The 23,207-nt window shown below is 34.5% G+C and carries 16 protein-coding genes and 2 pseudogenes; 2 read left to right on the top strand and 16 right to left on the bottom strand.

What is annotated here, in order from left to right; all coding sequences use genetic code 11:
- Positions 1-239: 239 nt before the first annotated feature.
- From C7972_RS23230 to C7972_RS23200, 7 genes are all read right to left on the bottom strand, one after another.
- Positions 240-1,613 carry a sugar porter family MFS transporter gene (locus tag C7972_RS23230; protein WP_110358555.1) on the bottom strand — a complete coding sequence of 458 codons (1,374 nt, stop codon included), beginning with the start codon at positions 1,611-1,613 and terminating at the stop codon, positions 240-242.
- Positions 1,614-1,968: 355 nt separating this feature from the next.
- Positions 1,969-3,474 carry a sialidase family protein gene (locus C7972_RS23225; protein WP_110358554.1) on the bottom strand — a complete coding sequence of 502 codons (1,506 nt, stop codon included), beginning with the start codon at positions 3,472-3,474 and terminating at the stop codon, positions 1,969-1,971.
- 443 nt (positions 3,475-3,917) lie between these two features.
- Positions 3,918-5,705 carry an SGNH/GDSL hydrolase family protein gene (locus C7972_RS23220; protein ID WP_110358553.1) on the bottom strand — a complete coding sequence of 596 codons (1,788 nt, stop codon included), beginning with the start codon at positions 5,703-5,705 and terminating at the stop codon, positions 3,918-3,920.
- Between the two features lie 606 nt (positions 5,706-6,311).
- On the bottom strand, positions 6,312-6,500 hold the full coding sequence (locus C7972_RS23215; RefSeq protein WP_110358552.1) for a hypothetical protein: 189 nt from the start codon (positions 6,498-6,500) through the stop codon (positions 6,312-6,314).
- A 287-nt stretch (positions 6,501-6,787) separates the two neighbouring features.
- The gene (locus C7972_RS23210; protein WP_110358551.1) at positions 6,788-8,536 is read right to left on the bottom strand and encodes a RagB/SusD family nutrient uptake outer membrane protein; all 1,749 of its coding nucleotides are present in this window, start codon (positions 8,534-8,536) and stop codon (positions 6,788-6,790) included.
- Between the two features lie 10 nt (positions 8,537-8,546).
- Complete coding sequence (locus tag C7972_RS23205) at positions 8,547-11,681, bottom strand: TonB-dependent receptor (RefSeq protein WP_110358550.1); 3,135 nt, start codon at positions 11,679-11,681, stop codon at positions 8,547-8,549.
- 130 nt (positions 11,682-11,811) lie between these two features.
- Positions 11,812-12,825, bottom strand: coding sequence for a LacI family DNA-binding transcriptional regulator (locus C7972_RS23200; RefSeq protein WP_110358549.1), 1,014 nt, complete (start codon positions 12,823-12,825; stop codon positions 11,812-11,814).
- A 585-nt stretch (positions 12,826-13,410) separates the two neighbouring features.
- Here C7972_RS23200 and C7972_RS24500 point away from each other — a divergent pair.
- Positions 13,411-13,491 (top strand): annotated as a pseudogene (locus C7972_RS24500) (hypothetical protein); the annotation flags it as partial.
- Between the two features lie 131 nt (positions 13,492-13,622).
- Here C7972_RS24500 and C7972_RS23190 read toward each other — a convergent pair.
- From C7972_RS23190 to C7972_RS23155, 8 genes and pseudogenes are all read right to left on the bottom strand, one after another.
- Positions 13,623-14,150: pseudogene (locus tag C7972_RS23190) on the bottom strand (2-hydroxyacid dehydrogenase); the annotation flags it as partial.
- 30 nt (positions 14,151-14,180) lie between these two features.
- Complete coding sequence (locus C7972_RS23185) at positions 14,181-14,402, bottom strand: hypothetical protein (RefSeq protein ID WP_146216374.1); 222 nt, start codon at positions 14,400-14,402, stop codon at positions 14,181-14,183.
- 385 nt (positions 14,403-14,787) lie between these two features.
- Complete coding sequence (locus tag C7972_RS23180) at positions 14,788-16,581, bottom strand: DUF4091 domain-containing protein (RefSeq protein ID WP_110358546.1); 1,794 nt, start codon at positions 16,579-16,581, stop codon at positions 14,788-14,790.
- A 169-nt stretch (positions 16,582-16,750) separates the two neighbouring features.
- A complete protein-coding gene (locus C7972_RS23175; RefSeq protein ID WP_181422985.1) occupies positions 16,751-17,458 on the bottom strand; it encodes a D-lyxose/D-mannose family sugar isomerase in 708 nt (235 codons plus the stop codon).
- Positions 17,459-17,463: 5 nt separating this feature from the next.
- Positions 17,464-18,459: a TRAP transporter substrate-binding protein gene (locus tag C7972_RS23170; RefSeq protein WP_110358544.1), complete on the bottom strand. Its 996-nt coding sequence runs from the start codon at positions 18,457-18,459 to the stop codon at positions 17,464-17,466.
- A 2-nt stretch (positions 18,460-18,461) separates the two neighbouring features.
- The gene (locus C7972_RS23165) at positions 18,462-19,748 is read right to left on the bottom strand and encodes a TRAP transporter large permease (RefSeq protein WP_110358543.1); all 1,287 of its coding nucleotides are present in this window, start codon (positions 19,746-19,748) and stop codon (positions 18,462-18,464) included.
- Positions 19,745-20,161 (bottom strand): TRAP transporter small permease, encoded by a 417-nt coding sequence (locus C7972_RS24495; protein WP_375334800.1) that lies wholly within the window; start codon positions 20,159-20,161, stop codon positions 19,745-19,747. Before C7972_RS24495 ends, C7972_RS23165 begins: the two co-directional genes overlap by 4 nt.
- A 434-nt stretch (positions 20,162-20,595) precedes the next feature.
- A complete protein-coding gene (locus tag C7972_RS23155; RefSeq protein ID WP_181422984.1) occupies positions 20,596-21,609 on the bottom strand; it encodes a LacI family DNA-binding transcriptional regulator in 1,014 nt (337 codons plus the stop codon).
- Positions 21,610-22,279: 670 nt separating this feature from the next.
- Between C7972_RS23155 and C7972_RS24490 the strand changes: the two genes are divergently transcribed.
- Entirely contained in the window at positions 22,280-22,489 is a 210-nt protein-coding gene (locus C7972_RS24490; RefSeq protein WP_220020951.1) for an enolase C-terminal domain-like protein, read from the top strand.
- Between the two features lie 616 nt (positions 22,490-23,105).
- On the opposite strand, the gene C7972_RS23145 is transcribed toward C7972_RS24490, so the two are convergent.
- Positions 23,106-23,192: a hypothetical protein gene (locus C7972_RS23145; protein WP_258364821.1), complete on the bottom strand. Its 87-nt coding sequence runs from the start codon at positions 23,190-23,192 to the stop codon at positions 23,106-23,108.
- Positions 23,193-23,207: the final 15 nt, after the last annotated feature.

Here is a 23,207-nt window from a genome sequence, read left to right as displayed (position 1 = left end):
TATTTATGTTTTCCAAGAAAGGATATTTATCCATTATATTTTTTAGAATAAGATGAAATAATGGTTTTCCACAGGTTCAAACCATCTCTTACTAATAAGTAAAACATTACAAAACTAAAACACGTGTCCAAATCATGACCCGTGTTTCTCAAAACTAACTCAATCAACTAATAGCCAATTTTCTTTTTAAAGAATAACACTTTCCTGATTGTTTTTCTCTCCTCCATCTCATTATTGCATTACTTTATCCACTTGTCCTGGGCATTCTTAAAATCTGTAACCTCCAAATTATTATCCCTAATTTTAAGGAATCGTTTTCCTAATTCCTCAAGTGGGACTCCTTTAGTCTCAGGCATTACAAAAATCACAAAGAACAATTGCAATAACATCATGAAGGCAAAAAAAGCAAACACTGGAGCGGCACCGATTTTGGTAAACAATACCGGTACTAAGGAAGGTATAATAGCTGCTAAAATCCAATGTATAGAACTGCCAAAAGCCTGCCCATACCCTCTTAAATGATTCGGAAATATTTCTGATATAAACACCCATATTACTGTGCCTTGACCCACCCCATGGGCAGCAATAAACAAAAAAAGGAAAATAGGAACCCATAATCCTTCCCAATTGAAGAAAAAAGCACACGACACGAGTGCCAAGGATATTATATATCCAATGGAACCGATATACATGAGCTTTTTTCTACCTACTTTATCAATTAACAACACACCAAGTAGAGTAAAAAGTACCATCGTAATCCCGATTCCCATACTATTTAGCAGGGAAGAACTCTCCCCCAGGCCGGCCTCTGAAAAGATTCTAGGCGCATAATACAATAAGGCATTGATGCCTGATAATTGATTAAAAAAAGCTATTAAAAAAGCCAGCAATAATGGGAAATGATACTTTTTCATAAAGATATGCTCCCCAGCTATAACGTTATCCATTTCATCTCGTATTTTGGCAATAAGAATCTCCACATTTTCTTTAGGATTGATGAGATTTAAAACTTGCCTTGCTTGGTCTGTCCTTGATTTGGTAAGCAACCAACGAGGACTTTTGGGTACGGTCAGCATTAAGAGTGTGTAGATAGCGGCAGGAAAAGCTTCTACCCCCATCATCCAGCGCCAAGCATCTTCTCCTATATTGCTCAACAAGAAATTAGAGATGAAGGCCACTAGGATACCGAAAACGATATTAAACTGATACATGCTCACCAGCTTTCCTCTGTTATGTGCAGGAGCTATCTCGGATATATATGCCGGAGCAGCTACGGTAGAAGCCCCTACTCCCAATCCTCCAAGAAATCGAAATATAGCAAACGTTACAGGATCATTGGCCAGGGCTGAACCAATTGCGGAAACGGTATATATCAGCCCTATCCATATAAGGGTATTCTTACGTCCTATTCTATTGGTCGGAATTCCTCCTAAAATAGCACCAACCACTGTACCCCACAATGCCATCCCCATTACGACTGTGCCATGATAAATATCACTGGATTTCCAAAGTGATTGTAGCTTTTGATCCGCGCCTGAAATCACCACCGTGTCAAAACCAAAGAGGAATCCGGCAAGTGCCACAGTGACGGACCATAATAATATTTTTTTCATTGTTAAATTTTGATTGTGCAAATTCAATTTTTTTCAAAAATTGGTCTTATTGAATTTTATGTCTATTTGGTATTTCTACTTTCTCCTGACCCAAAGCGTTAAAGCAAATTAAAGATGTGGTCAAAAAAAGTATGTATTCTTTCATAATAGTTCGAATTTATTGGTTTTAGATTTAGAAAAAAAGGTCCAATTTTTTAATTGGCTATTACTCTCCCCTAATAGCCTGTCCCCCGTCCATACCAATTCCACTTTATAGGAATTCCAATTAACTTTAAATTGTTTGTTTCCTTCGATTGTTCTTAAATAGTGACAGAAAAATTAAAACAATACCTATTAATATTATATTTATTAATAATTACTCTCCAAAATCTAAATATTTCCCTAACAGATACCGCTTTCTGTCAGGATACCATAAAATTGTTTTTCCCTTAAACTCTGTAATGCTGGGATATGTGCCTATCTCTGCAGACTTCTTTGGAGGAACAGCAATGTCTCCCGTATTTAGAAATTCTACTGGCTCACCGAACCAAATCGGTTGTTTTGCATCTTGTTTAAATTCCCCTTCTGTATAATACGTTGGATTCCGAACAGTATTTGAAACATTAATATCCCATTCCTTGTCCGCCTGGTCGTACCCAAACCTTTTTCCGCTGTTATTGTGAAAAATAAGAACAAACTTTCCATTACTTAACTTATATATTGGCGAGGGAGACATTGGATGTTGAATTCCTTCACCTGTATCAGAATACCTAAGCATTTGCGGGACATCCCATGTTTTACCATTGTCCGATGAAACTGAGTAATAAATAAAACCTGTCATATTCCGCATAATCGTAAAAAGTCTACCATCAGGTAACAAAACAGTTGCAGGCTCCTGTGCTACCGACATCTGTGGATATACTGGATTTTTAACTTCCAATCCCTCATCATTTTCAGGATACCATTCAATCTTTATATTCTCAGGAGAGGGATTTTCGTCAATATTCATGAAGCGCATGAAGTAACACCTCGAATCAGTATTTACCCAATTTTTTTCACTTTTCTTTACGCTTTCAGAAGTTATTAATGTGTAGCCTGCAATCCATTTGTTTTCAATATCTTTTATTGGGTTTTGCCAAACAATCCAATTCTTGGGGTACTTAACATTAGGATTATCGTATTTAGAACGTGGCATTTTAACATCTTTTGGTTCTGACCATGTATAACCATTGTCATCCGAAAAAATACATCCCATTGTTCCACTTCCCTGTCTATTGTTATCGAATACCTCAATTTCTCTCGTGTAAAAAATGTATATTCTGCCGCTTTCCGAAACTATCGGAAAACCCCAACTTGCTTGAAGTCCTCCTTTTGCATATTTTGCACCAACTAAGTACTCAGGTTCGGACCAGTTTACTGCATCAGAACTTCTTGCCAGAACTAAATGATTATCACCTCTCCCTTCTACAGAACTTTGTGTCCACAAAGCGAGAAGCTCTTCACCTTTGGGAGCTTTGAAAACAAGAAAGTGTTCATTGTCACCATTGTAAAATCCAGAACCGGTGGGAACAAAAACCTGAATATCTGGATTACTACGTTCCCATTCAATGTCAGTATCTCCTAGTGGAATATCATTCGTATATTTACCAAAAGGATAATCCATTTCTATAAGTTCCTCCCTACTGAAAAGATTTTTCATGCCGGATTTTACCTGTTGTTTGCCTAGGCTTTTGACTGCTACATTCTTGTTGGATTTCTCTTGTTGTTTGTCTTGATTTTCTTCTGCTAAATTGCAGGAAACAATAAAAATAACAAACATAAAAAGCAGGAGTGAAATACGATTTCCCTTTATGTAATCTGTTTTTTTTGTTTTTCTAATCATGGCATATAATTTTTAGTAAATAAATGGATTTAAAATTTCTATCTTTTTTATTGTGGCGAAACATTGAACTCCCAAATCAATCATAAATTACATTGCCTTGAAAGCTGATTCTGTAATGAGGTTTTCAATTTTTACAGGTTTGGATCATGTTTTTCCCTTGTCTTAACCAATACTACTCTATGTGCTTTACTTCATGCCCTTCATTAGCTATAAAAACGCACAACCATATCTAGTTATCAAGGGTTAAAGCATAAGTTTAATTGCAATAATCATTTGCAAAAATGGGAGAACCTTGCTTTGCATTCTGCCAATCATGGTTTTGGGCAAAATTGGAACTTCGAAAATCATATACTTCACTATTTCTGTAACCAAAATACTTATTGATATCTTCATTAAAATACTATTTTCTTATAATAAACTTGATTCTTCTACTACCTTTTAGTTTAGTGTAATTCAGCCTTTAAAAATTTGGCTAATAAACTATATCCTTCTGTATCTGGATAAATTCCATCTATAAAAAGTGTTTCATCAATTTTTTCATTTTTATTTAGTAATAGTTTGCCTGGATCGGCATATTGAATTTTATAATTATTGGCAATTTCTGTAATTTTTTTATTAAGGTTGCTAATTCGATTTTCCTGACTTCTTTGTGGCAGTAGTCCAACCAGTAAAATTGAAGTTTGTGGTTGCTTAATAAAAATTGTTTGTATTAAAGATTTAATTCCTTTTAAAACTTCATCATCATTGTTGATCGGAAGATTATATCCTCCTACCATAAGAATAACCTTATCAGCCTTGTAGCCATCCAATTCTCCATGTTCAACGCGCCATAGAATATTTTCAATTCTATCACCTGCAAAGCCAAAATTTCTTACCCCTAATGGTTCAATAAACTGATTCCATGAATCAGATCCTCTACTAATTACGGATGTAGGTTGGCCACCCCAATAATGAACATCAGAACTACCTAGTAAAACAGTTTTAGGGGGATTGCTAGCATTCATTTTCACCAATTCAGTATGACGTTCTTCCCAATTATATATGGCATCTTCCCTGTATTGTGTGCAAGGCATGGTTGTTGTGATATTGCCTGAAGGTTCCTCTAAAACAGTACGAAATATTTTTTCAAAAGCCGTTGCATAATTTATCATACCAAGATCGGTTGCATGATTTCCATCAACAGTATCGTCCATACCCATTTGCATTTCTCCAGCAGGTAGTATATAAACATTTACAATGCCAGAAGCTTTCAAAATAGTGTAAGCCTGTTTAAGTGTTTCATTTATTTCATCAATTGCTGTGCCTCTATCTTTATCTAAACGATGCTCATTAAATGCCCCAAAAGCCGGCAAAATAATAGGTACCATAGGTCGTTTTGCATGAATCATATTGACAGATTCAATTAGTCTTCTCTTAACTTCCTCTAAAGGAAATTTTGTCCTGTCCATCAGATTTGCTAAACAATCAAGCACATAAACTTTCGCATCAATCTCTGTCATCAGCTCTATAATTTCTTCATCTAATGTGCCATTCCCAGAGAATCCTAAATTTATAACCGGTTGGTTTAACTTTCTGCCTACAATTGAAGTCCAAGCCATGCCGGGGCGGGAGACACATGCTCCTTGAGTAATAGAGGTGCCGTAAATGGCTATTGGCTTATCTATACGGGCTGGCATTGGGTTTAATGTTGTGTTTTCTGGAACACCAATTTTAAGCCATTCTACTGTATTATATATTGGCAAATAAAGCCTATATTCTCGACCATTTTTATAAATACCATTGTCGCCTATAATATTATACTGATAAGTAATAGTATTTTTATTTGTCCCAACATAGGTAAAAGAGTATTTCCCTGGTACCCAGTTCCATCCACCATTCTTATTCACGGAATACATATCGACTCCGCTAACCCCGGTGGCCGAAAAATGAGGCATGGCAAGGCCCTCTTTTACCTTATAAGCTACAGTAATTTGCTGAGCTTTTGTTTTAAAACGTATCACTAGACCGGTAGAATTTCTGGATAAATCCCAAACCTGTTTCCTGACTATTTTTTCTGCACGGAGAGGCAGCCTCCCGTAAGTTTCATGTGCTTCATTAGTCCAAGCTTGGCCTTCTATAGCTGAAAAACTATTTTCTGCAGGATTCCACCATTTTAAAGAATCTGTTTTCTGGGCAGAAACAATGCTACACTGAAAAATTAGAATCATGAAGTGGGATATTTTTAATCTCATTACGTTAAGTTTATTTATTCGGATAAAATTTATCAAAGTCTACATTCACTTTTTCTAGATATTTCAGATTTTGATTTAACTTTCGACAAAAACGCTGTCGTTTTTTGTTTAAATGGAGTCCATCCAACTTCTGCAAGTGCTCATGTTTGTGACCAACACATATACTCAGAATCATTTTAATTATTTACTAGTAAAATTATATTGTTAATTGGCTATACCGTATATCGATTAGTAATTCCTTTTTCAATAATGTCCCCGACCTTTATTTTACCCCTTCCCGAAAATGACTTACAGCCCCCGAGGTTGTTAGACATCTGTTATAAATTCTCAGACTTTTAACAGAACCATTAAAATCTGATAGTAACTTAAGTTGGTTCGCTCCGTTAACATTACTTAATGTATTGTCGAACCATGACTAGCCAAAATCTCTATACCTACCCCCATCACAACATTTACAGTTTATTATGCTAGTAATTATATTGGGAGCCCCATTCACAATAAAAACGATGTGCTGTAATTCACCACGTTTTACTACTCCAGGATCAGTTTCTCAACTTTCTGTCAACGTTCCATCACTTATAAACAATTGTATTGTTCGTTGCAGAGTTACCCATAACCAAATACCTTTTCCTTTATAATCTCTATTATCGAAAAAATTTGATTCGGAATGAACTCTTTGGTCTCAAACCAAATGTCTACGGTAAAACCTCCTTCTTCAATAAGATTTGGCAAAACTCCCATTCCTATTGTTGTAGGGTTTTCAAGGCCTTGCTCAATATCTATTAAGGAGACCATGTTTTCCTTTTTCTTTGCTAATAGTAGCTACAATATTCTGGCTTGACGCACTTTCGCCGCCTGGTCCAGTTGTTAAAGTACATATCCATTCCCCATTTTTTTTGCAATTAAAGTATATGATTGATTACTATAATTTTCATCAGGAATAACACCCACAGCATTTTCGATGTTTATAAAATCTTTAGATTGGGCCAATACAAATGCCTGAAAACATAAAACCAAAAAAAAGAAAAAGATGAGACGTTAGCTTTTTTTGAACAGCTAACGCCTGTCTTATAACATATTTATTACTGCCAATTCGGGTTTTGTACAAGTGTTCCTCCGCTGAGTGTAATTTCGTTGGTGGGGATTGGTAATAAATAATCCCTATCAGGGTTAAATTCAAATCCATTGGGAAGTGATTTCTGGTAGGGATCAATATAACCTTCAGCATCTACATTAAGGTTTGTGCCAATTTGTATTAGATCTTGTCCATTGGAATTCGTATAAGTACCTTCCAGATCACTTCCTATATATAACATTCCTTTGGGTCGTTTTCCAACAATTAATGAATGGGCTCGCCAACGCAATAAATCATTGAAACGATATCCGTCACAAGCAAATTCAACTCTGCGCTCTCTTCTTACTTCATTTATAATAGGTGTTAATCCTGGGAATTCCCAATTTGGATCAGCAATGATGTTGTTAAGATTTAAATGCGCAACTCCAGCCCTTTCTCTTAATTTATTAATTGTTAGATCAATGTCTAATTGATTAATTGTTCCTAATTCTGCCATAGCTTCTGCATAGTTAATTAAAGCTTCTGCATATCGAAATGAAATACTAGCTATCTCACCTTGGTCCTTAGGTAAATTATTTATATATGGATCAACACCTTTATATATCTGATAGCCAGACGTGCTATTATATTCTTCCCCTGCCAGATGAATTGGAGGTTTTGAAAATATTTGGGTAGTGTCACCTAATCGTATTTGCAATGGATAACCAGGAAAGGCATTCGTATATAAAAGACGTTTATCCCTATTTTGCATAATCTGTTTAAGTGATTCATCGCCTTTATACAATGGGCTTACCGAAATGGGGTTGCCATCAATACAAAGATAAGATTCTACTAAGCTTTTGGTTAGCCCAGTACTGCCACCTCCATTAGTATTAACACGTATTATATTATGGGATATTCCTAACAGGTAATCGTATTTTTTCCATAACATTACTTCTTGACTCGATGAATGATCAGTTTGAATGAATAGCGATTGATAATCAGGGTCTAAAGCGTATTTATTTTCGTCTATTAGTATCTTAGCTGATGAAGCTGCCAATTTAAGGTAATTTGTACCATCCGAACCTTCAACTCCAAAGGAAGTATTTTTATGATATTTTTCCCATGTACCTTCAAACAAGCAAACCCGAGATTTAAATAACAATGCAATTTCACGATTAATTCGTAACTGTTGAGCCTTCTCTTTAGGTAATAAGTTGGCAATGGCAAAATCCAAATCAGCAATAATAGCGTCAGTTATCACATTTCTTTTTAATCTAACATCTAATTCCTGAAGTTCTGTCAAATCGGGATTTAATGTTTTACCAATCCAAGGCAAATCACCATATTTCTGTAATAAATCAAAATAATAGTAAGCTCTAAAAAAACTAACTTCACCCGAATAATGTTTGACATCTAGTTCGACACCAGTTGTTGGTACTTGTTGGTAATTTTCAAGAAAGAGATTCGTTGCTCTAATTTTCGAGAAATCCCAACCACCACCGGTTGAAGGAACTTTAAGTTTTCCATGTAATCTGGTGTTATAATTCTTAGGCAATAGATTATCGCTATTATTGTCTAAACTGAATATACCCAAAGCACCTCCATCGCTATGTTTAGGTAGGTCTACATAAAATTGATTTGCGTATAACTTTAAGTTATTTACGTTTCCCCAAAAATTTACTGAGCTGGGTTCTGTCAATGGATAATAAGTAAGATCATCCTCACACGAATTAAGTAGCAAAATAGTAAATGCTATAAATATTATTCTTTTCATAATTTTTTTTTTATAAACTAATATTAATACCTACAGAGAGTGCCTTTTGAATCGGATAGGAAATCCCATTATTTATAACTTCAGGATCAAAATTCTCCAGTACTTTTGAAAAGGTTAGTAGATTTTCCCCTGCTATAAAAACTCTACACTTCTGAACAGAAAATTTGTTCATTATTTTTGTCGGTATAGTATAACCTAATTGCAACGACTTCAATCGAATATACGCAGCATCTATTAAATATCTTGATTGTACTTGTTGATTTTTTCCAAAAGAACTCGCCAACGGTCTAGGATAATATGCATCTTTATTATCTTCTCTCCAGTAATCTAAATGAGGCTCAAAACCACTTGATGACCAAATACCCCAAGGTCCCGTCATACCCCATAATAGTGTATTGCTTACCCAAAGATCTCTTTGTCCGACACCCTGCCAAAACATATTAAAATCGAAGCCTTTCCAATCACCAGAAAAAGTTAAACCATAATTATAACGGGGCGTTGTATTCCCAATAATTGTACGATCTCCTGGGTTTGTAACCGTATTATTCCCAAAGTCAATAATGTTATCACCATTGATATCTTTATATTTAACATCACCAGGTTTCCATGGAATTGAACTAATTGCCGTTTGGCTGGGCGCAGCAGCAACTTCATCATCACTTTGAAATATTCCTTCGGTTACATAACCCCAAATATCACCTATCGAAGACCCTTTGTAGTAGGTATTGTTAAGCATTGTTGGATTATTGTATTCAATAATTTCCCCTTTATAGTCGGCTAAGCTTGCTGAAATACTATACTTGAAATCGTTAATTTGATCCTTCCAATTCAATAAAATTTCATAACCCTTAGTAGCTAAAGTTGCATTATTGGCCATTGGTGCAGATGTTCCCAAGATTGCAGGAAGCGAAGCAACGGGCCCCATCATATTTTCAGTTATGCGTTTATACACATCCAGTTCAATCGACAATCTATGGTTTAAACTTGACCCTTTAATCCCAAAATTCCAACCTTTTACTGTTTCCCAAGTTAAATCTGACGATATTAAACCGGGAGCACCAACATATGTACGGGAGTTATCAGGAAATATCCAATTAGAATTCAAATTGACTGGCATTGTAGCAATATAGGGGTAATATCGCTGATTCGTGGAACCGGTTGAAACTGATTGATTTCCCAATTCTCCATAAGAAGCACTTATTTTAAAGTAATCAACAAATTTTGTCAAACTTGACCAATATTTTTCTTGTGACAATACATAACCGCCAGAAATAGATGGGAATAAACCCCAGCGACTTTCCTTCGGAAAAACAGATGCACCATCTGCCCTTGCATTTATCTCAAGAAGGTATTTCTCTTGGTAATTATAGTTTAATCGCCCAAAGAAACCATTATTGGCCCATTCAAATTGATTATCTGCAACAAATTGATCTCCTGAAGCTGCACTAAGAGATGTAACATCATCAATAATTAAATTTTGTCTTCTGCCATTAACCATCGTGTATTTATTGTATTCATATTGCCATCCTGTCATCACTTTAAAATAGTGATCTTGTATCCGTTTTTCAAAAGTGGAATAAATGGAAGCAGTAGTATAAGCATTTTTTGTTTTCTGTGATTTATAAGAGGTTACTCCTTGCACACCCACTGGAGTCTTATCAACTCCATATTGCCATATTGGAATTACTGTTTCATCGAATTCAGTGAAAGTATTACCTTTTGTTAATGAAAAATTGGTTATCCAGTTTTTTATCGGTTCAAATATTAATGCAGTTGTATTGTTGTAATAATTAAATTCTTCAATGTGTCGTCCACCTTGTTCAAGTTTTTTTACTTCAGAAAAATCACTAAGGAAGCCGTTTGGATCTCTAATATAATTATTTGGCCATCGCACGGATAAGTCAGTATAAAGAGTAGTTGAAAGAAATGTAGGCCTATCTAATTTTTGTGTGGTTTGTTTAGAATCGAAATTGATACGCACCCAATTATTAATTTTAGCGTCAATTCTGCTATTAATGGTATATTTATTAAACGTAGGGTCGCCGTAACGCACTAAACCATCTTGTTGCAGATAAGAGCCAGAAATATAATATCGAATGTTTTCACTTCCTCCACCAACATTTAGATTATGTTGTTGATCAAATACATTTTGCTTATAAATTGCTGAGTACCAATCTGTATTTGCATTTGACCACCAATGTTTTCCCCATATATTAGGATTTGTTGATTGTGGAATTGCAACAGGAGTATTTACCGGATCATCCTGATAAGCCTTTATTCGACTAATTGCATCATCATCAAAATAATTTGAAAGATTATCATTGGAAGCGGCAGCATTAAAATAGTTGGCGAAGTCCAGTGAATTCATATTCTTGGGCAAGACCAAAGGGGAACGATTAGATAAGTTGTTCGAATATTCAATTGTCATTTTACCAGATTTGCCACTTTTAGTGGTAATCATTAAAACACCGTATGCTGCTTGTGCACCATAAATAGCTGATGAAGCTTGATCTTTCAATATTGTGATATTTTCAATATCAGCAGTGTTTACCATTTGCAAATTTGATTTTACCCCGTCAATTAATACTAAAGGTTCACCCCCGTTAATAGAAGTATAACCCCGAATATTAACATTATAGGTGCCTCCAGGTTCAGACGAACTTGAGTTTACCGTAAGATTTAGTCCTGGCATAACACCTTGAAGTGCTTGATAAGCATTAACAACGGGACGATTCTCTAATGCCTCTGCATTTAACACTCCAACAGCTCCAGTTAAATTAGCTTTTTTCTGCTTCCCATATCCAGTGAGAACCACTTCTTCAAGGCCAATGGCACCTTCTTCCAATACAACATTATGAGTTGTTTGCCCTCCGACTATAATTTCTTGTGCTAACATTCCGATATAAGAAAATCGGAGTGTTGCACCAGATTCTACTTCAATGATATATTCGCCATCAAAATTAGTGGCAACGCCATTCGCCGTTCCCTTTTCAACTACAGTTGCCCCAGGTATAAGATTCCCTCCCGAATCTTTAACTGTTCCTGTAATTTGTGTTGTTTGCGCAAAAACACTAGTCGTACTTAATAATAATAATACAATTAGCAAATGCGGCGAAAAATAATTTTTAAATTGATTTTTTCTCATTTTGACATAGTTTAATTAAGGTTATTTAGTTTGAATTAATTTTTACTCTTTTATTTATGCTAAGTATTTCTCGGATAAACCGCACCCATATCTTGAAGAAACGTTTCAGCAAAAAATTATAAAAAAAAAGCTAACTACTTTCTCTTTCTATTAATCTAGAAGAGAACATTGTTTTGCTTTTTTGTTTGTCAACACGTTTGTTCTTGATTTCATCTATCAATATGCGCACACTTTCAATAGCGATTTCTTCTATAGGCTGCGCCAAAGATGTAATTTTGGGACTTAACATTTTAAAGAAATTATTGTCATCAAAACAGACAATCGCAACTTTATCTGGTATTTTATATTCGAGTTCGTATAATGCCATAATTCCGGGTATGGCAGTTCTGTTAGTTTGAAAGAATATTGCATCGATATTGCAATCTTCAACAAGAAATCGTACATTTTCCTTCATGTCCTCTTCTTTAATATCCAGAAATGGCACTTTTAAAACCAGTTTTTTATTAAAACGAATCCCGTTGTCTTTCAGGGCTGCTTTGTATCCCTTCATTCGTTCGTCCATATGAAAGAATTTTGTTTCATAAGAAAAGGTAGAAATACGTTTCTTTCCTTTTTTTATAAGATGTTCGGTAGCATCATATGCAGCCTGCCAGTTGTTTAGGACCACATAATTCGTATCTATTTTCGGAAAATATCTATCTACAAGCAGAAATGGTACTTCATGATTCCGTAATTGTTTTATCTTTTTTTCAATGCCCGCCGTTGCTGCCAAAATTAAACCGTCCATTTTTAAACTCAAAAAGACATTAATAACTTCAATACATCTTTCGTCCTTTTCATCTGACCCAACAACAAATAACTGATAACCGTATTTTAATGCTTCCGCCTCTAAATGCTTTGCCAATTTATTAAAGAACGGATTTGATACATCTGAAATCACAAAACCAATTATATTTGTGTTACCTCTTCTTAAATTCCGTGCCAACATGTTTGGCCGGTAATTTAAATGTTCGGCTGCATCATAAATTCTTTTTATCATCTCTTCACTTATTCGATTATCAACACCCTTTCCGTTTAAAACAACAGAAACAGTTGAAACTCCAGAACCTGCATAAGCAGCAACATCTTTAAGTGTAACAGACATAGAAAACTATATTATTTAACGATAAATCATGGGTCAAACTTATATAAAAAAATTGTTAAAAAAAAATATTATTCAATAATTTAATAATATTAATATATTAATCTCATTATCAATTATTTACACAGCTAAATCAATTCAGCATAATCCAACTTAAATACAACTTAATATTTCACGATAACATATATAGAACTCATTATCAACATAGTATATAATGCCTATGGATATCTTTTAATTATTTAGAAAAAAAGAATCGAAATATATTTAACCTATTTAAATCAGTTGATTTCCTGCATTTCAATTCTAAATATTTAATATAAGTATCTTATTTACAGTATTGTTACAAAGATTATATGTTCTGTTAAAAAAATAATCTTTATATGCTGAATCGTTTATTGTATAAATAATTTTTCATCATTGCTAAATCCTTACACTATTTAAATAGTTTATATTTATTAGAAATAAATGAAATATATTATGGATGAAATTCTTGCCTTCCTGTTCGGAGTAATAGCAGTAATCATATTTTTCCCTGTGGTTTATAGATACATTTTTAACAACTCCTTGTTATGACGTGAGGAGTTAGTCGAATTTATTTTCATTTGGATTACCTTTTGGGGAGCCGCTTTATCTTTTAGGGACAGGATACATATAGTAGTAGAATATTAGATTGAAAAACTACCAGGAAAATTGAAAGCCTTCACAGAACTTATTAATATTCAAATTGATTTTAATAGGCGACTATTTGCCTGATTTACAAATTGAAGTGCACGTTTACATCAAAAAGAAAGTAAGTTACCTTATAGTGGACCGTTAACAGGATTTAGAGGTGTATTTCCATTAAGAACAGCCATAACATTTGCAACAGCCATTTCGTAACAAGCCAATCTTCCTGGTTTTGTTCCTCCACCCAAATGTGGAGTAAGAATTACATTGGACATTCTCCTTAATTTAGGTGGTACTTTAGGCTCATTTTTATATACATCTAGTACTGCACCACCAATATGCTTCTTTTCTAAATATTTTATCAACATCTCTTCTTTCACTACTTTTCCTCTAGATGTATTCACGAAAATAACCCCTCTTTTCATTTTATGAAATGCCCGTTCATCAAGCAATTCATGGGTGTTTTCATTGTAAGGAACGTGCACAGAAATAATATCGGCTCTTTCAAGCAATTCATCCATAGGAATACAACCTTTTTCTTCTTTAGAAAATTGAGAACGACAATAAATAACTTCCATACCAAATCCTTTGGCTAAAAGAGCTACTGAAGATGCAATTTTACCCATACCAATAAGGCCTATAGTTTTTCCAATTAAACTTTCTCCGTCCCATCGTCCTGGAGTATTGTTTGCCTAAACTCCATATTTGCTCATCAGTTCCACATTTAGATTATCATAACCAATGGCTACACTGGAAACAATTCTAAGTAATTTCCCTTTTTCTAATAAATCATTATCAACGAGTAATTCCCCTTGATTAATGATGACGGAAAGTTTGTCTACGATTTTCAACACTTCTTCTCTAGGCATCAGATCAAATTCATGGATAATAGCAAATAATATTAACTCCTTCACAATGTGATCAAGGATTTTTTTTGTTATTAAAACATGGGGTAATTCAGAATTGATAGTGGAAAAATTGATTATATATTTTAACTAAAACTATTAAATACAGAATTTTCAAATTTTGTAGGCACACAATTCGATTTGAGAAAATTTTCTTGGCTAATCATTACTTTATTTAAAATCCTTTGTTACAGTAATATTTAAAACAGCAAGCCACTCTATTTGTATTAGAATTAGGTTATATAGAAAAATCGGTTAGAACACCAATAAAATAATTTCTAGTAATTATTATTTAGGCACAACCAGTATAGTTTAATCAACCTAAGAATTTGCCAAATAATTAAATTGCTACATAAGTTTTAATGATAGGCAGGTATATTTCAACATATACTCTTTATTCTTGTAACGAATTAGAGCTCTGTTTTTTTGCTAATTCATTCAGAACATTTCTACCATTACTTATCATAGCCTCAATATCTTTTGGTCCTTGGGTAATATTAAATTGTTCAACTACCTCATTTAAATATTCAAGTTCACCCAACATATTCTCCTTTTTTAACTCCTCTCTTAAAATTCTAATTTTCACAAAATCTTCAATACCATCACGTAAAGATTCAAATCGTATTGAACTTCTATTGTCCGGATATACAATAGAAGTATCACCAGCAGGCCATTTGCCAAAACGTGAATCTAGCAAAGGATTTTCTACCCAACTGTTATACGCCCACCGCAGAAATCCATCAAAATCTGCGGCAATAGTGTACCAACCAATAAACACGCCTTCCGCTGGCGGTGAGAAAGTAAATGTATTTGGAAACTTGTCCGCACAACATAAATAGTATGTACTTACGTACCCATTAGCTCTTCTTAATGTCAAATCTTCTTCATCTACTGGACTACCAAAAGCAACTGACATATCTTTAAGCTCATTAGGGTACAATTTGTAACTTTTATGATTATCAGCAAAGGATATTCCAAATTCTGGAGCATATTTATTTAGCAAATTTAACATAGGTTTCATTTCTTCAGGACTACGTTCATCCATAGCAATTCTAGTAATGGTATTCCACCCTTTTTTAACTAAATGTTTTTTAAACTCAGTTAAAAAGGGAATCCATAAGTCTTCGTATTCTTTAGTTCCAGCAGGTGCTATTACTTTTATCTCTTTGTTTTTAGCCTCATCAAAATAGTAAAACTCATTACCCCATGGCACCATAGAATAACAACTTATTTGTTTTTTAACACCTAAATCCATCATGAATTGCACCCACTTATCAAATACAGTAAAATCGTACTCCCAAGTACCATTGGTTTTCTTTTCCCATCGAATCATAGACTCAAATTGATCAAAAGTTTGTCCTCCCCACGGTCGTTTATTTAAAGACACTGTGATAACCTTTTGTCCCGCATCTGCTAAACGCTTCATTAAAGGTTTTAGCAAACCCCAATGCTCTTGAGACCAAGCATCAACTTTATGATAACGTGCTACGGCATATGGGTTTTGCCAAAGATCTAAATGAAATTTCCAATCAGTTGGTGGAGGTAATACTTTGTCGATAGTACTTAAATTTAACTCAAACGTTTTACTTTTTTGTCCTTCTGCATTTACTGTTATTATACTTTTATAAGTGGTCGTTTCTGCATTTGAAGGCACATCTACAGTAATCCAAACAGGTCGTGTTTCTTTAGATTTTACTGCATATGTGTCTACAGATTCAAAAACATCGGCTGCCAATGAAGCCTCAAATTTATCAGGATCTCTAAGAGTACCACAGCCGTCTGCAAATTCGTCTGTGATTATGTACTTCACAAAGTTTAATTGTACATTTTCCGAAGGTATTTTATGACCGGTTGAAGAAGTAAAATCGGAAACTTTTACTTCAACATTATTTATAGAATCATTACTCCAAAGTACTAATTGCAAAGAAACACGCTCACCTTTCCACGCGGCTTCTGTCCAAGTATTTTTTTCTTTGATTTTTGGAATAACACTTTTTAAAAATCTAATATTTGTAGTTGAAATTGAAGCTTGCAATCCTTTAGGTACTATTGACCAATCCTCCAACGTATTGGGTGCTGGGTCTTCTGGTTCACTATAAGTTTTCTCGACTATTATGTTCTGTTGATTTTGACACCCAATAACCGGTATAAGAATTAAAAATAAAAGTGCTTTAAAAATTTGTTTCATGATTTTTAATGTTAATGTATTTTTTTAATGTTTTAAGCGGTTATCAGTCCTTTGTTGATGTTAGCGATAGTTTTTAAAATTATCAGGTCTCCCTTTGCTCTATCAATAGGTGTTGATCTAATTTCATGTCTAAATGTTAGGATTGAACCCAAGTCATTTTCCTACATACCTATGTGCTTTTGGGATATTCATGACATAAATAATGAATAGGCTCCACGTCTTCGTTTATTTTAGGAAACCTAACTGCAGGTTCTAGAAAAACATTGTCACTCCAATCATCGCACACTGTGGATATCTCATTACTTATGGTATAACCTATTCCATCAAACTTTACCCCAGTACCTTCTTCTCCCCAAAACTGATGAATAGTGTACGGGGGAATAGTTACGCTCATACCAGGTTTTAAACGTACTATCTCTCCTGGCTGTAATTGTTTGTGCATCGCATCAACCGCTATTGAGAATTTATCATCAGTTGGTTGTCCTTTTTTATCTGCCTTGGTAAGCTGAACTAAAATATTCCCCCCTGCACGACAAATAATATCTTCACGTTTGTTACGATGAAAGTGCGCAGGAGCTCTTTGATGTTCTGGATCTATTAATAATTTTTCAGCATATCCCTTTGGGTATTTTTCTGATTTATAGAGCCCGTTTCTGAGAGTCAAAAGCACTCTTCCAATTTTATAAAAGTCTTCACTTCCAAAATCTGTTACATCCCAACCCAACATGCAATCACGAATTTCATCAAATTCAGACCCTTTGTTTTCCCAATCTTTTCTCGTCCAGAAGGCCATTGGCGGCAAGGCATATTTAAAATGCTCTGTAACTATTTTTCCCTTTTCAATTGACTCTTCAATAATTGACCTTGATAATTTCATTTTATTTATTTTATAGTACCTATTCTTTGGTATAAACCATCTTTCCATTTCCCTTTAAACTGTCGGGGTAATTCCTTTGTTGCTAGCTCCCTGAAAGCATTTTTATCTACTGGTATAAATTTCATGCCTTTTTTTATAAGCTTATCCCGATAAACCGACTCATACTTAACTACAAGATCATTTTGATACTGTCCTGCATCTATTGCACAGCCCTCAATAATTTTTACTATTTTAGGTGGGTATTTTTTTGAAAAACGTGGGCCAACTGCAAAAAGATAAAAACTTATTAAATGTTGAGTTTCCATAACAAATTCTTGTACTTCATATAGATTACTGGTGTAGATTACCTCTAGGGGGTTTTCTTGTCCTTCAACTACTCCCAATTTTAGAGCCATGAACATGTCAGAATATGGCACAGGGGTTACATTAGCTCCAAAATTTTTCCATGACTTTATATAAGTTGGTAATTCTGGAACTCTCAGCTTTATACCATCAAGGTCACTTGGACTATATATTTTTCTATTAGTAGTAGTCAGATATCTAGGACCACGATACCATTGAGCAACTAAATTAATTCCAAAATTTTCTTCAATGGATTTACTTATTTCTGTACCTATATCGCCGTTCATAACCTTGTCTAGGTGGTCATAGTCTCTAAAAACAAAAGGAGCTTCAATCAAACTATATTGTGGCGCGTACCAACCAATCATTGAAGGACCACTTAGTATTCCATCAGTACTACCTAATAACAAGCCTTCAGACAACACCCTATCTCCTCCTAATTGCCCTGATGGATATAGAGAAACTGTAATTTCTCCGTTGGTTCTCTGTTTTACTAACTCAGCAAATTTCAGGGCTCCTTTATGTGCCAAGCCCCCTGGAGACATTACATATGCTAATTTAAACTCATTTGGGGGTTCTTTTTGGAAGTTTTTACAACCTATAGTCAGGCAGACTATTGAAAGAATTAATATCTTAATATGTTTATGTCCATTTTTCATACTTACGAACTAAGATTACCTTCAAAAAATTCCACCAAAAACAACGAAATTTCCGGAAATACTACGGCCAACACCAAGACGATAAATAGTCCTATATAAAATGGCCAGATATTCCCCATAATTTCTTTTACATCAACATTACCTGCACTAGAAACGACGAATAGTAGTATACCTACTGGCGGTGTTAATAACCCAATCATTATAGCCAATTGAAAGACTACACCAAAATGAACTAAATCTATATTGTATTGATTTAAAATTGGCAATAATAGAGGTGTAAGTATAATCATGATGCTCCCTCCTTCCATGACCATACCTAATACTAATATCAAAGCTGTTAGGGTAAACAATAGCAATACTGAATTCCCTTTAAACATAACGAAGGATTCCAGAAAAGCTTCTTGTGGAATTTCCCTTACGATTAAAAATCCGAAGGCAGAAGAGCATGCTATAATAATCATAATAATCGCTGTTTGTCTACCTGCCCGTACTAGTATAGGAACTAAATCTTTTATCAAAAGATCTTTATGAATGAAAAGCCCTACGATTAAAGCATAAACAACAGCTAATACACCTGCTTCTGTGGGTGTTACAATTCCGGTGAGTATACCTCCTAGTATTATTACTGGCATCAATAACGACCAAATAGCATTGTTAAAACTAGATTTTAATTCACCCCAGTCACGATCCTCGCCTAAGGGCAAATCCTTTTTTCTTGCAACAAAAAAACAAATCGTCATTATTATCAAACCAATTAGAAGTCCTGGCAACATCCCAGCTACAAATAGCCTCCCTACAGATGCCCCTGAAAGTGAGGCGTAAATAATAAAGCCAATACTTGGTGGTATAACTGGGCCAATAGTCGCGGCTGCCGCATTCACCGCTGCCGCATAGCCCTTAGGATAACCTTTCTTTTCCATTTCAGGGATCATAGTTGATCCAACTGCAGCAGCACTTGCAATGGCTGCACCAGAAACCATGGCCATCATTATATTTACCAATATCACTACATAGGATAGTCCACCCCGCGCATTTCCTAATATTGCCAACGACAGACGTACCAAGCGGTGAGTAATCCCACTAGCGTTCATAACTTCACCTGCCAATAAAAAAAACGGAATAGCGAGTAAAACCAAAGAATCTGCTCCTGCTGTAATTTGTTGAACAATGACCAGTGGGGAAATGTTTGTAAAGAATACTATGTAAATTAATGTACTTATACCAATGCTATAAGCTACTCTAACACCTAGAACTAATAATATGATCATTGACAAGATTAAAACTATCATAAATCTTGAGTTTTTCGGTTATTATAAGTGTTTATAATTTGTTTTATCACGTAAGGAATTGACAACAGACTACCTACTGGTAAAGCGGAGTACAATACAATATTAAGAGGCAGTCCCAATGCTGGACTATTTGAGTTCTTTAATTCTAAGACCCATATAAAGCCGCTAATCACAAGAAAAATCAGAAAGAACAAAAAAAGTAATTGACCTAGAAGTATAATATTTTTTCTAACATTATCAGGTAATAAATCTATGAAATAGGTGACCCTTATGTGTTGTTTTTCTTTGACTGCCAAGGCCGCGGATAAGAAGATTAGCCATACAAAACAATATCTGGCAATTTCATCGCTCCAATAAAAAGATGTATTAAAAATATAGCGAGATACAACTGCTCCAAAAATAAGTAGTAGCATCGATCCAAAAAGTATTGCCACTATTATTTCAAGTTTACTTTGTTTCTTTTGATTATTTTCCATTATATCTTCATGAGTCTAGCATTCCTAACCTAACTATTTACGTCTTATTTAATACACTGGCATTTGTCAAAATAAAAGGTTGACATAAAACCCCTTTTCACATTATTCAATTTATCTCTTGTTTGCTCCATAAGATCTAAGCAATCACTATCTTAACCTATTACTTATACTATATTCCCTTCTTTGAAATATCAATAATCTTTTACACCAATCATAATGGTCAATAATGTAGGCTTCAAAACTTTGTAATCATCATACTAGCGTTAATTTAATGGATAAACCTAATTGTCTATTCGAAAATCTATTACAGCAACAAATTAAATTTTTATTACAATTTGCAAAATCGATTGAGCAAATTTAAAAATAAAAAATCAACAACTAGCTCTTTCAATCATTCCCGCAGAGTAAACAGATTTACTTTTTTTACTTCCAACTCTTTTGTTCTTAATATCATCTATCAGAATTCGAATACATTCTACTCCAATCTCCTTAATTGGCTGTATCAAAGAAGTTATTGGTGGATTTAATACTTCAAAAAACTCATTATCATCAAAGCAAATTACAGCTACACGATTAGGTACTTCATAACCAAATTCAAATAGCTTCTTAATTCCAGGTATAGCCGACCTATTCGTCTGAAAATAAATGGCATCAATTTGCTGTTCCTCCACGAACTCCTTGATATAATCTGCCATCATCTCATCAGTAATATTTATAAAAGGAACCTTCCGGACCAATCGCTTATCATAACGAATCCCATTAGACTTCAATGCTGCTCTATAACCATCCATCCTTTCATTCATATGGTGGAAGACCGTATTATATTCAAAAGTTGCAATGCGCCTCTTACCTTTTTTAATTAAATAATCCACGGCATCGAAAGAGGCCTGCCAATTGTTCATTACCACGTAGTTAGTGTCAATTTTTGGAAAATATCTATCTATCAATACCATAGACACCTTTCTATCTGATAATTCCTTTATTTTGTGTTCAATACCCTGGGTTGATGCAATTATCAAACCGTCCATCTGGAAATTTAAAAAAGTATCAATGGCATCCAAACACCTAGAGTCATTTTCATCAGACCCCACAATAAACACCTTGTACCCATGCTTTAACGCTTCAAACTCTACAAACCTAGCTAATTTTATAAAAAAGGCATTGGATATATCAGAAATAACAAATCCGATAGTATTCGTACTCCCCTTTCTTAGATTCCTAGCCAACATATTTGGTTGATAACCTAAAAGTTTTGCCGCTTCCAATATTTTGATTGTCAATCTTTCACTAATTCTTCTTTGTGAACCTTTTCCATTCAAAACAAGTGAAACTGACGAAACAGAAACTCCAGCATAAGTAGCAATATCTTTTAAAGTAACTGACATAGGAGCCATTTATTGAGCATCAAATATAGATTATAATTACAATTATAAATAATTTTTTTAATTTTAATGCTTAATAGTATTTATATATAATTAACATACAGCACATTATGGTATTAATTCGTTTGAGCAAAATTGCTTTAAATATCCTATTCTGGAATTAATTACAACATATTCTTATGAAACACCCTATATTTTTGTTCGACAATAATTTTTTGGTTGAATGAAATCTATCTAAAATAGAAATATTTTCTTCTTAAGCACCTTATAACAAATTCCTTTATATGCCAATTATTGCTTTGTGAGAGGCGGTCACAATACCGAAGATTACGTACAGCAAGCCAAGAAAGTAAAGTAGGCTGGTTTTAGCGGGGTGAAATTTGACCCCTTTGCACATACCAATTATTTTTATGGAGACGATCTTAGTAAGGAGCTAACCCTTACCCAAAAAACAACAAGATTTAGCCTTCAATATAAGTAAGGCCGTAGGCGAGGCCATTGGTCCGGACATGGACATAATGATAGAAACACACGCCATGTTAAATTTTAAAGTTGCCGTGGCCATAGCAGAACGATTGGCTGCCTTGGATATAGCTTAGTTTGAAGAGCCGGTAGGACCGGAAAGAACAAAGACCCTAAGGGCGTTTAGAGAACGTATAGACTCTAGGTTTCCATTTGCGTTGGGGAAAAACACTATGCACGATATGGAATACGGGATGTTTTGGAGAGCTATGTGGCCGATGTTATTATGCCAGATATTACAAGGGGCGGTGGACCCCGTGAAATGAAACGTATGGCCACAATGGCGGAAGCCTACAATGTTTTAGTGGCTCCACATAATACTAATGGACCATTATCTACCCTGGCGAATTCTCATGTTTGAGCTTCCATTTCAAATTTCCTTTATCAGGAATTTATTTTCAACGATGTACCTTGGAGGGATGAAGTAATAAGTAACCCTCCAAATATTAAAAAGGCAAATTGATAATTGCAGATAGACAGGGACTTGGGTAGATCTCATTGAGAGCGAGATGGAAAAACACCCAGGAATACGCAAACATAGGGAAGGATATTATATTTAATTAAACACTAGTAAGAATATATGGTTGAAACGGTTCTAAATATTACAACCACATCGCTTCCAGTGAATTCTACTTTTTCAAAAAAAAAGCATTTGAAAATTCCTTAGTTTTTATTCAAATTTTACCTTAAATTGTAGAAAATATTTATTGTTTAACCAGAGTACACGGTCCGTACAGGGTTTTACAGTTTTTTGACTTAGATAGAAAATAATTTGGGTTATATATCATATTCCTTTGGTTTTTGACCAAACTCATAACCCGAAGGTCACTGGTTCGAGTCCAGTTCCCGCTACTAGGAAGAGGTCGTCTAAAAACTAATTAGGCGACCTTTTATTTTTCGGTTTTTCTGATATTATTTTGAACTTGTCTTGTTGATCAGGTAATTTTAGAGGTTAGCTTAATGGGGCAAAGCGATTCCTACATCGCCAAGCTCACTTTTTTAAGGTTATGTGCCATTGCAATGAGCCCTATTTCCGTTTCCACCTTATCAAGACCTCTTAGCATGAACCTTTTAAAGTT

Origin of the sequence: Arenibacter sp. ARW7G5Y1, from assembly GCF_003201775.1 — a bacterium.
Lineage (GTDB): Bacteria > Bacteroidota > Bacteroidia > Flavobacteriales > Flavobacteriaceae > Arenibacter.
Note: the sequence above shows the minus strand (reverse complement) of the source record. Positions and strands in the feature narration are given on the sequence as shown.